The sequence below is a fragment of the Glutamicibacter sp. FR1 genome (assembly GCF_047300825.1).
GTDB classification, from domain to species: Bacteria; Actinomycetota; Actinomycetes; order Actinomycetales; family Micrococcaceae; genus Glutamicibacter; species Glutamicibacter nicotianae.
In genome coordinates this window covers 1,700,937-1,713,654 of record NZ_CP178602.1, presented here as the reverse complement: position 1 = coordinate 1,713,654, position 12,718 = coordinate 1,700,937, and the positions used below count along the sequence as shown (strand labels likewise).

Here is a 12,718-nt window from a genome sequence, read left to right as displayed (position 1 = left end):
CTGATGAAGTTTTTCCAGTGCATGGCGCACTGGCTTGCTTCCATCCTAGGAACTGAAGGCCCCGAGTGCAGAACACCCGGGGCCTAAATCCGCATAATGAGACGTTGCGTCTCAGCATGCGGATTCTACTCAGGCGCCGCCGGCGCCTTCGGCGTTTTCCTCAGCTGCGCGCACGCGCACCGACTGGTTGGCGTCGCGCGCGGCACGGCGCAGCTTCTTGTCCGACAGGCCGCGCTCGCCCAGGGCTTCTGCCGTCCATTCGTCCTCAGCGTGATCGCGGGTCCAGGCGCTGAGGTCCTCGTCCGAGTAGGAGTGCTCCTTGATCCGCTTGGCCTTTGGGATGCCGTCAGCCGAGTCGGCCAGCCGGCGGCAGGTGATCAGGAAGGCGGTATGCGCGACCATGCGGTGGTCCGGGCGCACCGCCAGGCCGTCGACGTGCCAGCCGCGCACCAGAGTTTCGAAGCATTCGGGCTCGGTGAACTGGCCGGAGGCGCGAATCGCTTCGACCACCCGGGACATCTGGGTCACTGAGGAGACGTAGTTGGTCCACACCCCGCCCGGCGCCAGCACGGTGGCTACCGCGTCAAGGCATTCCCAGGGGCTGAGCATGTCCAGCACCACGCGGTCGATGCTGCCTGGCTCTTCGAGCTCTACAACCTTGTCCTGGAAGTCGCCGATGGAGATCTGCCAGGACGGGTGGTCTCCGCCGAAGACGGTGGAGACGTTGCCGCGGGCGATCTCGGCGAACTCCTCGCGGCGCTCGAAGGAGTGCAGGAAGCCCTCGTCGCCCACCGCGCGCAGCAGCGAGATGGACAGCGCGCCGGAGCCGACGCCTGCCTCGACCACGCGGGCGCCGGGGAAGATGTCGCCGAACTGCACGATCTGCGCCGCGTCCTTCGGGTAGACCACGGTAGCTCCGCGCGGCATGGAGAGCACGAAGTCCTTGGCCAGCGGGCGCAGGGCCTGGTAGCGGAAGCCGTCGGCATTCTCGATGACCGAGCCCTCGGGCAACCCGATGATGTCCTCGTGCGGCAGCACGCCCTTGTGCGTATGGAATTCGCCACCGCGCTGCAGGGTGATGGTGTTGATCCGGCGCTTCTCGTCGGTCAGCTGCACGCGGTCCCCGACCCGGAAGGGGCCGCGGCGGGCTGCCGCTCCGTGGGGGGCCTGGCTGATGGCTTCGCTCACTGATGTGATCCTTTTCTTGGTGCTTTCAGTCTGTATAGAAGTCTACTTGCGGCGTCCGGTGACGGCGTTGACGATCTGCCGCTGGTGCAGCAGGCCCACCACGTTCCCGGTGGAGCTGATCACCGCGTATTCGGCGCTCTCCACGCTGGCCAGGTAGTCGATCAGCGCGCGCCCGTCCGAATCCTCGGCGACGATCGCGCCCTGGCCCAGGGCGCGGGACACTGCCAGCGCGGGAACCTGCGCCGCCTGGCTCCGATCCACCCGGGACAGTGCCTGCGCGTCGATGACCCCGACCGGCATTCCCTTCGGGTCGATCAGGATGATCTCTCCCCCGCGTGCCCCCTGGCGCACCAGCACATCGGCAACGCTGGCGTGCGAGACCATGGCCGAAGCCGGGCGCATCAGGTCGGTAGCGATCACCGTGGGCAGGTTCAGCATCATCTTGGAGTGCGCGATCAGCTGCGTGGTCGCCTGCCACATGAACATCGCCACCATGATGCCGACCACCACGGTGATGATCTGCGGCTGCTCGCCGCGAATGAGCGGATAGATGACGAAGTATCCGATCAGGCCCACGGCGATCGCCCGGCCCACCCAGGACGAGGCGATCGTGCCCTTGAACTGGGACCCGGTGGCCTTCCAGACGATGGACTCGACCAGCCGCCCGCCATCGAGCGGAAGCCCGGGCAGGGCGTTGAACGCGCCGAGCAGCAGGTTGGCATAGACGAAGAAGTCAAGCAGCAGGTTCGGGTACACGCCCAGGGTGGCGTTCTGGATCACCAGCCAGCCCAATCCGGCCAGCACGAAGTTGGACAGCGGCCCGGAGAGCGCCACCCAGAGCGACGCGCCGGGCTTGGCCTTGAAGGAGCCGAACTGGGTGTGCCCGCCCATCAGGGTCAGCACAATGTGCGCATCGGGCCATTTGAAGGCGCGCGCGGTCATCGCGTGGGCTACCTCGTGGACCAGCACCGCCACGGCGATGGCCACGGCGCAGGCCAGGCCCATCAGGTAGGCGCTCAGCGGCGGGATAATGCCGCCGCGCGCCAGCTGGATGCCCACGCTGAAGGTGATCACCGCGGTGATGATGAACCACGAGCTGGAGAGGTAGACCGGGACGCCGCCGATGCGGCCCAGCTTGATTCCGGGGGACTTTTCCTGGGTATCGCTCACGCGCTGACCTGCACCAGCCAGCGGGACATTGCGGCCACATCCACGGAAGCCAAGGAGTCGATCCGGCGCCACTTGCCCTCGCCGGGGTCGGTGGCGTTGGGAACCAGCACCGCATGCAGCCCGGCCTCGGACGCCGAGGCGATGCCCGGCACCGAATCCTCGAAGCCGATGCACTGGGAGGCGGACAGCTGCTGGCCGGTGGCTTCGCCCAGCAGCCGCAGTCCGCGCAGGTAGGGCTCGGGGTGCGGCTTGCCGTGGGCCACCTCTTCGCCGGTCACGCTGGCCTGGAAGGTGCCTTCGGGGATGGCGAGCATCAGCTCGTCGACGATGCTGCGCTCGGACATGGTCACCAAGGCCTGCGGGATCCCTGCCTGATTGCAGGCGGCCAGCAGCTCGCGCGCTCCAGGGCGCCAGGGGATTTCGCGGCGGATGCCGGCAACCACCCGGGCCGAGAGCCAGTCGATGATCTCGCGGATTTCCAGCTGCACCCCGGCCAGCTGCAGGGCGCGGGCGCCATCGGGCAACGCGTTGCCAACCAGGGCCAGGCCCTGCTCATGGCTCCAGGTTCCGCCATGGGAGGCCACCAGCTCGGCTTCGGCAGCCAGCCAATAGGGCTCGGTGTCGATCAGCGTGCCGTCCATATCCCACAACACGGCTTGCGGGGTTGCGGGCTTGGTTCCGGCGGCAAAGTCAAAACTGGTGCTTGGCATGAGTCCATTCTAGATGGAAGAGTGGGGCTAAGCCGCCTCGGCGAGCCACGCCGGGTACATCGAGTGCTGCCAAGGAGTCGTCAATGAACGAGGAATACCACGCCCCGACGCTGGACAGCTATATCGCCAAGACCCAGCATGAGATTCGCCCCACCATTGCCCTGGCCGCCTTCGAGGGGTGGAACGACGCCGGCTCGGCGGCGACGGATGCCGTGCGCCTGCTGCTCGAATCCCACGAGTACGAGCATCTGGCCACGGTGGGCGAGGACGACTTCTACGACTACCAGTTCACCAGGCCCAAGACCCGGCGCACCGAGAGTGGACGCGTGGTGGAATGGCCGCGCACCGAGCTGTTCAAGATCGCGCTGCCGCAGGCGGCCGCCGACCTGCTGGTGGTCCTCGGGGTCGAGCCGACGTTCAAGTGGCAGGCGTTCTGCTCCCGGATCATCAAGGTGGCGCAGGCGCACAATGCCCATGCGGTGCTGAGCGTGGGCGCGTTGCTGGCCGACGTGCCGCATACCCGCCCGGTGCCGACCTCGCTGGCCAGCGACGATGCGCGCTTGCAGGAGCATCTGAAGATCAGCGCCTCCAGCTATGAGGGGCCCACCGGAATCCCCTCGGTGCTCGGTGTGGAGTTCGAACGCTACGGGATCCCGAGCCTGTCGCTCTGGGCGCAGCTCTCCCACTATGTCGCCCAATCCCCCAGCCCGCGGGTCCAGCTGGCCATCATCGAGCTGCTGGAGGAGATCCTCCCGGTGTCCGTGCGCGACCAGAAGCTGCGCGAGGATGCGCTGGCCTGGAAGCATGGGGTGGACGAGCTGGCGGCAGCGGATCCGGATGTCGCCAAGTATGTCGAGCAGCTGGAGCAGGCCACCGACACCAGCGAACTGCCCGAGGCCAGCGGCGAATCCATTGCCCGGGAGTTCGAGCGCTACCTGCGCCGCCGCGGAAAGTACCGCTCGGACGGCCCGGGGTCCGACTACGATATCTGAGGCGGACGCCGGGTTGCGTGCGAAGCAGCGTGCTAGAGCTTGAGCCCGAGCAGCGCGTCGATGCCGTCGCGCAAGGCGTTGGCGCCCTCGTGATTCGAGCTGGCAGGCTGTGCGGCCCACCGGTCGATGGCATTCAGCGCGGCGGGTGCATCAAGGTCATTGGCCAGGTGCTTGCGGATCTGGGCCATCACGCTGGCCGAATCCTCGAGGCTGGCGCTGGCCAGCGCCTCGCGCCAGGCCGCCACGCGCCGCTGCGCGGTGGCCAGCAGCTCGTCGGTCCAGAACCAGTCGCTGCGGTAGTGCTGGGAGAGCAGCACGGCGCGGATCGCCACCGGCTCGACGCCGGCGGCGCGCAGCTTGGAGACCAGCACCAGATTGCCCAGGGACTTGCTCATCTTCTCGCCATCGAGGCCCACCATGCCGGTGTGCACGTAGGCCTGCGCGAGTTCGGCATTATCGCCGGCGGCCGCGTGGGCTGCGGAGAATTCGTGGTGCGGGAAGATCAGGTCCGAACCGCCGCCCTGGACGGTGAACGGAGCCGGCAGGGTCTTTCGGGCAATCACCGAGCATTCGATATGCCAGCCGGGGCGGCCTTCGCCCAGCGTGCCGCCATCCCACCGGGGCTCGCCCTCGCGGGCGGCACGCCACAACAGCGGATCCAGCGCGTCGCGCTTGCCTGCGCGGTCCGGGTCGCCGCCGCGTTCGGCGAAGAAGCCGAGCATCGTCTCGCGGTCGTAGTTGGAGACCGAACCCAGCTTCCAGGCATCGTTCTGCGCGGCCATGGTGTCGAAGTACACGTCGCCTTCGACCCCATCGGCACCGGCCGGCACGCGGTAGGCCAGGTCCGCGTCGAGCAGCTGCTCGACCACGGGGACCAGCCAGCCGATGGATTCCACGGCGCCGATGTAGTTCTGCGGCGGGATGACATTCAGCGCTTCCATGTCGTCGCGGAAGAGCTGGATCTGCGACTCGGCCAGTTCCCGCCAGTCGACGCCCGTGGCCGTTGCACGCTCCAGCAGCGGATCGTCCACGTCGGTGATGTTCTGGGTGTAGGCCACGGTTCGCCCGGCATCGAGCCAGGCGCGCTGCACCAGGTCGAAGGTGACATATGTGGCGGCGTGGCCCATATGGGTAGCGTCATACGGGGTAATTCCGCAGACGTACATGCTTGCCGGTGCAAGAGCCTCGTCCGCTGGCGCAGTGGCCTGCTGGGTACCGGTGGCGGTGTTGAAAAGTTCCAGTGTCGGTGCTGAACCAGCCACCTGAGGTACCTCAGGGTTTTTCCACGCGTGCACTTATGAACATCCTTTCGCAGATGCGACGTATTTCTTCCTTTAAGTCCAAGTGAAGCAGGACAAGGTTTATTCCCATTAACTGCAAGATGTCCGTGAAGCAGTCCACGGACATCTTTCAGGGCAAGAATCAGGCGGCCATCCAGCCCAATCCGAGAGCGACGAACAACGCCAGGCCCAGCAGGATGCGGTACCAGACGAAGAAGCGGTAGGAGTGGGTGGAAACGAACTTCAGGAACCAGCCCACGATCAGGAAGCCGACGATGAAGGCGACGACGGTGGCGACACCGGTCTGCGCCAGGGTGTAGACCCCCGGCTCATCGAAGGACTTGGCCAGCTTGTACAGGCCCGAGGCGAATACCGCAGGGATGGCCAGCAGGAACGAGTAGCGGGCCGCCGCCTCGCGGGTGTAGCCCATGAGCAGGCCGGCGGTGATGGTGCCGCCGGAGCGCGAGACGCCCGGAATCAGGGCCATGGCCTGCGCGAAGCCGTAGAAGATGCCGTGCTTGACGGTCAGCTTCTCCAAGGTGCGCTGTTGCTTGCCGTAGTGGTCGGCAATGGCCAGGATCAGGCCGAAGACCACCAGGGTTGTCGCCACGATCCACAGCGAACGGAAGTTCGTATCGATGTAGTCTTCCAGCAGCAGGCCCAGGATCGCGATGGGCAGGGAGCCGACGATGATCAGCCAGCCCATCTTGGCATCCGGATCCGAATGCGGGATCTTGCCGGCCAAGGCCTTGCACCACGCACCGATGATGCGTACGATGTCACGCCAGAAGAAGACGATCACCGCGGTTTCGGTACCCAGCTGGGTAATGGCGGTAAAAGCCGCCCCGGGGTCCTGGGCGTTAGGCAAAAGTTCGCCAACGATGCGCAAGTGGGCGGAGGACGAGATCGGGAGGAACTCGGTCAGGCCCTGGATCAATCCTAGGAAAGCTGCTTCAAACCAATTCACCCCTCGACATTACTTCACGGATTGCGAGTATCCGGACTCAGAAACACGTAATGCGAAAAATTCACCCCGTGGTCGTACTCACGCATCATCCGAGGGTATGGTGAAGGGCAAAAGCTCGGAATACTGTTCGTAGAGGGCGTCCTCATAGTCTTCGAAGGCATCGGCCAACGCGCCAAAGGCGTCGTCGACGGAAGCCTCGGCGGCACCGCGGCTCTGCGACACAATTGCCAGATGCTGCTCCAGGCGGGCAATAAATGCTTGCAGTGCAAAACTCGGATCAGTACTCATAGCATGAGGCTACAACGCATGGCGTTCTTTAGATAGGGGGCAGGATGCTCGAAGAAAGAATTAAGCCGCCGCTGCATCATCCCGATGACCAGCGCTTCGAATACCTGGTCATCACCTCCTTCCCCGGCGAGCCGAAGCATGTAGCCCGGGCAGCCCTGCGCGAGCATGCGGATAACGGCAAATGGGAGCTGATGCGCACCTGCCGCTACGAGGGCGGCGCCTACAAGTATTGGCTGCGCCGGCGCGTGATGCGCATTCGCAGCACGCTGGCTACCTGAACCGCCACTGGGCAGGCGGCGCCGGGCCTCGGCCTAGCTGTCGAGCGGGCCGACCAGCCAAGAGGCCACCGTATTGGCAGCCGACGCCGCATTGGACGGGTGGTACCAGCTGGCCTGCACGTCGCGGTAGAGCCGTTCGAATTCCGAGCCGCGGAAATACCCGCCGCCGCCCAGCAGCTGGCCGGCAACCTGGACGTTCTCCCGCGCGGTGTCCCCCGCGATGGTCCGCAGCGTCACCAGCTTCGGGAACCAGGCACCCTGGTGGTCAGCCTTCGCTTCCAGGTCTCCGGCCACCGAGCGCTGCAAGGCATCCAGGGACAGCAGGCGCATGGCCGCCTCCGCCAGCAGGCCGCGGGCGTGGACATCCTGCGAATACTTGGTCCCGTCCTGGTGCACTCGATCATTCAGCGCCTCCTGCGCCAGGGTCACCGCACGATCGGCGATGCCCACGTAGACGCTCGCGGTCAGGGTGAGGAAGGAGGCGAAGATGCCGAAGATCAGCGGGTCCGCGTTCGGGCCGACCGGCAGCCGGCTATGCACCCAATCGCTGGGAGCCACCGCATCCTCCAGCTTCGTGGTGTGCGACTGGCTGGCCCGCATGCCCAGGGTGTTCCAGTCGTCCATCGGCTGCACGCCTTCGCCGCGGGCGACGAAGCCGTGGACCAGCTCCCCGGAGTCCTGATCCTTGCCGAACACCCCCAGACGGGTGAACGCCGGGGAAAGCGAGGTGAAGATCTTCACGCCGGTGAATGCCACCGAACAATCGGCAGCGGTGGCCGCACTGGTCTTGGAATCGAAGAGCACCGCATCGTTGCCTGGTTCCGAAATCCCGAAGGCCATCACCTCGCCCTCGGCGACCCAATCGGCAACCATGTCCAGGCGCCGGTCCCCTCGGGCCTGCAGAAGATAGGCGACGCCTGCCCAGACCTGGTGCATGTTGATCGCCAGCGCCGTACCCGGTGCGGCCGTGGCGAGGCGGCGCTGGGCTAGCGCCAGGGTGTCGAAACTCCACCCCAGTCCCCCGCGATCCGCCGGCACCAGTGCCTTGAGGTAGCCGATTTCCACCAGCTCGTTGAAGTCGTCGATGGCGAACGCGTTGGCCTCGTCATAGCCGGCTGCCCGGCCACGGAAGCGTTCAAGCAGCTCGTTGGTCAGTACTGATTCGATGGACAATGATTCTGCTCCCGGTTTCTCTTGTGCTCGGTGGGTGGAGGAGGGTTCTAGTAGTCCTGCAAGAGCTTCTGCAGGACGCGGACGCCGAATTTGACGGAGTCCACCGGCACTCGTTCATCGACGCCGTGGAACATTCCGGTGAAGTCCAGTTCGGCGGGAAGCTGCAGCGGCGCGAATCCGTAGCCGGTGATGCCCAGCTTGGCCAGCCATTTGTTATCGGTGCCGCCGGAGAGCATATAGGGCAGGACCACCGCGTCCGGGTCCTCGGCCAAGAGCGATTCGATCATCGAATCCACCAGCGCACCGGCGAACGGCACCTCAAGGGAATCCTGCTCATGCACCATGGACAGCTCGACGTGTTCCCCGGCCAATTCGCGCAGGGTCTGCACGGTGGCTTCGTGCTGCTCGGGCAGGGTGCGGCAGTCGATCAGCGCTTCGGCATGGCCGGGAATGACGTTGTGCTTGTAGCCGGCGTCCAATGCGGAGGGGTTCGCGGTATTCTGCAAGGTCGCGCCGACGAACCTCGAGACGTTGCCCATGGCCGAGAGCAGCGGTGCAGGATCTGCTTCATCGAAGTCCAGCCCGGACAGCTCGGCCACCTGTTCAAGCAAGGCCCGCGTGGTCTTGGTGTAGGACAGCGGCCACTGATGCTCGCCGATGCGATGCACGGCTCCTGCCAGACGGGTGACCGCATTATCGGTGTTCAGCTGCGAACCGTGGCCTGCCATGCCCTGGGCGCTCAGCTTCAGCCAGGCGATACCCTTTTCCGCGGTCTGCAGCATGTAGGCGCGGCGGCCGTTGATCTCGACCGAGAACCCGCCGACTTCGCTGATCGCCTCGGTGGCGCCGGCAAAGAGCTCTGGATGGTTCTGCACCATCCAGCCTGCACCATAGTCCCCGCCGGCTTCCTCATCGGCAAAGAAGGCGATGACCAGGTCGCGCCGTTGGGTGATCTTTTCGCGCTGCAGATGGCGGATGGCGGCGATGATCATTGCGTCCATGTTCTTCATGTCTACCGCACCGCGTCCCCAGATCATCGAGTCGATGATCTCCGCCCCGAAGGGATCCACGCTCCAGTCTTCGGCGATGGCTGGCACGACATCCAAATGGCCGTGCACCACCAGGGCCGGCAGCGCCGGGTCAGCACCCGGAATACGCGTGAGCACATTGGCCCGCCCGGGAGCAGACTCGTAGATCTTCGCCTCCAGGCCAACTTCCTGGAGCAAACCGGCAACATATTCGGCGGCCTCCAGCTCGCCTGCCCCCTTGTTGCCACCGTAGTTCGTCGTGTCGATCTGGATCAGTTTCCGGCAAATCTCGACGGCTTCATTTTCCATGCGTGCAATGGCGTCGGCAGTGGGCATCACAATTGATCCTCTCGTAGCAGTGCTCTGCCATACACACTAGTCGGCCAAGCCCCCGGCCGTCTCGTACCGGCGTGCCCGACGCTTATCCGTGCAGTTCCCGGTAGGCGGTGCGCGCACCCGGGTGCAACGGCAGGCCACCGGTGCTGATCAAGGTTTCAGTGCTCAGGAATTGGATGCCGGCGCTGGAGGCCGGGACCAGCTGGTCAGCGTTGTCGACCAGGAGCTTGACGATGGCTCCGGCCAGGTCATCAGCCATGTCCGCGCGCGCCATCAACAAGTTGCCAACCCCGATTGCCTGGACGGACTTGACGCCGTGGTAGGTTCCCTCCGGGATGACAACCGCGTCGTACAGGTCCGGGTACCGCTCACGCAACTGCGGCAGGACCCCCGACACGTCGAGCAGTTCCAGATCCATGCTGGACGCGAGTTCGCTCAGCGGCATCACCGGCAGGCCACCGAAGAGGAAGAGCGCGTCAATGCTTCCGCGGCTCAGCGCGTCCAGCCCTGCCGCGTACCCGTACTGCAGCTCCGTGGGCGCATTCGCACTGTTCTTGAGGTTCGCCGCTTCAAGGATCCGCTGGCCGGTAACCCACGTACCGGATTCCGGAGCGCCGGTTCCGATGGTGCGTCCTGCAAGATCATGCAGCGATTCAATGCCGGTTCCAGGACGGAGGATGCAATGGAAGTAGTTCTGGTAGACGCGGCCCAGGGCCAGCGGCGGGGCTTTCGAAGCATAGTCCTTCCGGTACTGTTCTACGGTATCGGCCAGCGCCAGAGCCAGCTCGGCCTCATTGCCTGCGAGCATCGCCAGGTTCTGGGCGCTAGCTTGGGTGTTCAAGGCGCTGGACTGCTCGGCGACCCCGTTGGCCACCAACGCCTTGGAGAGCAAGAAGGCAAATTGGAAGTACATTCCCCCATCTTCCCCTGAAGCGATATCCAATCGGCCTGCACTAGCCCGCGAAGTGCAAGAACCCAAGGCCGGGATCGTGGCAGCCACCGGGAGCGCAAGCAGGTATTTGAGCAGATTTCGCCGCGACGGCAATGGCTCAGGATTCATCGTTGACCTCGGTTTCCTCGGTTTCCTCGGTGTGCCGCGGAAGGCTGATGGTCGCTTTCAGCCCCTGGCCCGGAGCCGATTCCAGCGTGAGCCCACCGGCATTGGCGCGTGCCAGGCGATCGACGATGGCCAATCCCAGGCCGGTTCCCGGGCGGTGCCGCACCTGTTCTGCGCGCCAGAAGCGATCTGCGGCGTTCTCCAGTTCAGCGGCGCTCATGCCGGGACCGTGGTCTTGTATCTGGATCTCGGCAGTTCGCTGGTGGAGCCCGAGGCCCATCACGATGCTGCTGCCGGGTGCGTATTTGAAGGCGTTCTCAACCAGTTCTGCGAGCATCTGCTGCAAATCGAAGCCGTTGCACCACGCGATGGCTTCCGGTTCCGAGGTGGCACTAGCATCGAGTACCAGCTGGCTGCCCAGCAGCCGGGCAGCTTCGGATTGCCGTTCGACTTCTTCGGCAAGCATCTGCCCGACGTCGATTTGCTGGCCGCGCACAGCTGCGTCGGGCAGTGCGTCCCCGGCTTTCTGCTCGGTCAGCCTATGCTCGGCGCTGGCCAAGCGCATGACGCCATCCAGCAAGGTCTCCACCCGATCCAGTTCGCTTTCCACGGCGCGCACTCCAGCGGGATCCGCCTGCTCGCCCAGGCGCATCTTCAGCAGATCCACGCGAAGCCTCAAAGCTGCTACCGGGTTGCGCAGCTGATGGGATGTCTCGGCGATAAGCTCTTGCTGCTGTTCAAGGCTCTCGGCCATGGTCCGGGCCATATTGCTTAGCGACCGGGACAGCTGGCGCAGCTCTGGCGGTCCTTGCTCTTCCAGATGCACCGGCACCTGGTGCTGCGCAATGTCATTGACCGCATCGTTGAGCCGGTGCACCGGGCGAAGCACCCAAGAGGTGAGGCGGTCGGCCAGGAGCAGCAGTCCGGCACCAAGGGAGATGACCATGAGCCAGAGCACGCTGGACTTTTCCAGCACCTTTGTGCGTGCAGTTTCCAGGTTCACTTGCATGGTGACCGAGCCGAGCACCTGGGCGGAATTGCCGAAAGGTTGCGAAAGCAATGCAGTGGCATCGGAGAAGAGATCGATGGGCGGAAGCTGGAGGAGCCCGAGGTTCAGTTCGGCATTGCGCACGGCCTGCGCCACCTCGGGGTCCTGCGGGTCGATGCTCCCCGAGACCAATTGCCGCTGGCCAAGGTTGATCAGCAGGCCTTCGCCGTACAAATCGCTATAGGTATCCATCTCCAGCTGGAGCAGCGACATGTCGCTGTTCAGGTCGGCATGGGTGGCGAGCTGGACGAAACGGTTCAATGCCGAAATCCGGTTCAGCTGCAGATCCGCGGTGGCATCGCGGCTCACGCTCTGCAACAGCATCGCGCTGGCGATGGCGACGATCGCCAGCAGCAGCGTGCCCAAAATTCCCAGTACGCGCAGCCTCACGGGTTCGGCGTTTCCAACCGGTAGCCGACCCCGCGGACGTTCACAATCATCCCCGGGGCAGCGAGCTTGGAACGCAAGCCGGTGAGGTGGACATCCAAGGAACGAGAAACCGCAATGAATGCGTCGCCCCAGAGGTGGTCAAGGATCTGCTCCCGGGTGACTACCGATCCGGCGTGCTGGGACAGCAACGCCAGCAAGTCGAATTCCTTAGCGGTCAAATGCAGCGACCGCCCGTCGAGTACCGCTTCGTGCTTGCCAGTATCCACGCGCAGCCCGCCGGCGATGAGCACGCCGTCATTGTCGTCGGCGAGCACCTTCGCCCGCCGTGCCACTGCGTCAATGCGGGCAAGGAGAACTGCCAGGCCGATGGGCTTGACCAGGAAATCGTCTGCGCCCTGGCGCAGCCCCCGGACCACGCTGCGCTCGTCATTGCGAGCCGAGAGGATGACGACGGGAACGTCGCTAACTTGACGCAGCTTGCGCAGGACTTCAAGCCCGTCCATATCCGGCAGGCCCAGATCCAGCAGGATCATCTGCGCGTTGCGATGCTTCAACAGCGCGTCGGCACCGCGGCCGACATGCTCTGCCTGGTGGCCTGCCGCACGCACCGCATCAATCAGGGCGCGGGCGACGGCCTCGTCGTCTTCGACGATCAACAGCTGCACGGCATCATCCTCGGTGATCAGATCCGGGCGCGAAGCCCGCAGGTAACTGGTCAATTCTAGCAATTCGGGCACGCAGTGTTTCTCACGTCACCCTCAAACTTAAGAAAGTGTTAGTAGTTGACCGCGAGTTTGCCAGTAAGAAAGATCA

At 64.8% G+C, this 12,718-nt stretch carries 13 protein-coding genes; 2 read left to right on the top strand and 11 right to left on the bottom strand.

Annotated elements, in window-relative coordinates; all coding sequences use genetic code 11:
- Positions 1-129: 129 nt before the first annotated feature.
- The 3 genes from ACLQ8T_RS08310 to ACLQ8T_RS08300 are packed head-to-tail and all read right to left on the bottom strand — an operon-like array spanning position 130 to position 3,068.
- A complete protein-coding gene (locus ACLQ8T_RS08310; RefSeq protein ID WP_204722098.1) occupies positions 130-1,188 on the bottom strand; it encodes a tRNA (adenine-N1)-methyltransferase in 1,059 nt (352 codons plus the stop codon).
- Positions 1,189-1,230: 42 nt separating this feature from the next.
- On the bottom strand, positions 1,231-2,358 hold the full coding sequence (locus ACLQ8T_RS08305) for a site-2 protease family protein (protein ID WP_413454385.1): 1,128 nt from the start codon (positions 2,356-2,358) through the stop codon (positions 1,231-1,233).
- Positions 2,355-3,068, bottom strand: coding sequence for an HAD family hydrolase (locus ACLQ8T_RS08300; protein WP_204722094.1), 714 nt, complete (start codon positions 3,066-3,068; stop codon positions 2,355-2,357). The genes ACLQ8T_RS08305 and ACLQ8T_RS08300 overlap by 4 nt, the downstream gene beginning before the upstream one ends.
- Before the next feature lie 83 nt (positions 3,069-3,151).
- Between ACLQ8T_RS08300 and ACLQ8T_RS08295 the strand changes: the two genes are divergently transcribed.
- Positions 3,152-4,060 (top strand): proteasome assembly chaperone family protein, encoded by a 909-nt coding sequence (locus ACLQ8T_RS08295; RefSeq protein ID WP_413454384.1) that lies wholly within the window; start codon positions 3,152-3,154, stop codon positions 4,058-4,060.
- A 32-nt stretch (positions 4,061-4,092) separates the two neighbouring features.
- Here the strand turns inward: ACLQ8T_RS08295 and mshC are convergent, their stop codons facing one another.
- The 3 genes from mshC to ACLQ8T_RS08280 form a co-directional block, all read right to left on the bottom strand.
- Positions 4,093-5,355, bottom strand: coding sequence for a cysteine--1-D-myo-inosityl 2-amino-2-deoxy-alpha-D-glucopyranoside ligase (mshC, locus tag ACLQ8T_RS08290; RefSeq protein WP_413454383.1), 1,263 nt, complete (start codon positions 5,353-5,355; stop codon positions 4,093-4,095).
- 127 nt (positions 5,356-5,482) lie between these two features.
- A complete protein-coding gene (locus ACLQ8T_RS08285) occupies positions 5,483-6,307 on the bottom strand; it encodes an undecaprenyl-diphosphate phosphatase (protein WP_073706253.1) in 825 nt (274 codons plus the stop codon).
- Between the two features lie 78 nt (positions 6,308-6,385).
- Complete coding sequence (locus ACLQ8T_RS08280; protein WP_204722086.1) at positions 6,386-6,595, bottom strand: hypothetical protein; 210 nt, start codon at positions 6,593-6,595, stop codon at positions 6,386-6,388.
- A 44-nt stretch (positions 6,596-6,639) separates the two neighbouring features.
- Here ACLQ8T_RS08280 and ACLQ8T_RS08275 point away from each other — a divergent pair, with 44 nt between their 5' ends.
- On the top strand, positions 6,640-6,873 hold the full coding sequence (locus ACLQ8T_RS08275; RefSeq protein ID WP_204722084.1) for a DUF5703 family protein: 234 nt from the start codon (positions 6,640-6,642) through the stop codon (positions 6,871-6,873).
- 33 nt (positions 6,874-6,906) lie between these two features.
- Here the strand turns inward: ACLQ8T_RS08275 and ACLQ8T_RS08270 are convergent, their stop codons facing one another.
- From ACLQ8T_RS08270 to ACLQ8T_RS08250, 5 genes are all read right to left on the bottom strand, one after another.
- Positions 6,907-8,046, bottom strand: coding sequence for an acyl-CoA dehydrogenase family protein (locus tag ACLQ8T_RS08270; protein ID WP_413454382.1), 1,140 nt, complete (start codon positions 8,044-8,046; stop codon positions 6,907-6,909).
- Between the two features lie 47 nt (positions 8,047-8,093).
- Positions 8,094-9,410 carry a M20/M25/M40 family metallo-hydrolase gene (locus ACLQ8T_RS08265; RefSeq protein WP_413454381.1) on the bottom strand — a complete coding sequence of 439 codons (1,317 nt, stop codon included), beginning with the start codon at positions 9,408-9,410 and terminating at the stop codon, positions 8,094-8,096.
- An 85-nt stretch (positions 9,411-9,495) separates the two neighbouring features.
- Positions 9,496-10,470, bottom strand: a complete 975-nt coding sequence (locus ACLQ8T_RS08260; protein ID WP_413454380.1) for a TAXI family TRAP transporter solute-binding subunit — start codon at positions 10,468-10,470, stop codon at positions 9,496-9,498.
- A complete protein-coding gene (locus ACLQ8T_RS08255; protein ID WP_413456358.1) occupies positions 10,460-11,905 on the bottom strand; it encodes a sensor histidine kinase in 1,446 nt (481 codons plus the stop codon). The genes ACLQ8T_RS08260 and ACLQ8T_RS08255 overlap by 11 nt, the downstream gene beginning before the upstream one ends.
- Positions 11,902-12,570 (bottom strand): winged helix-turn-helix domain-containing protein, encoded by a 669-nt coding sequence (locus ACLQ8T_RS08250; protein WP_204723270.1) that lies wholly within the window; start codon positions 12,568-12,570, stop codon positions 11,902-11,904. The genes ACLQ8T_RS08255 and ACLQ8T_RS08250 overlap by 4 nt, the downstream gene beginning before the upstream one ends.
- Between the last annotated feature and the right edge of the window lie 148 nt (positions 12,571-12,718).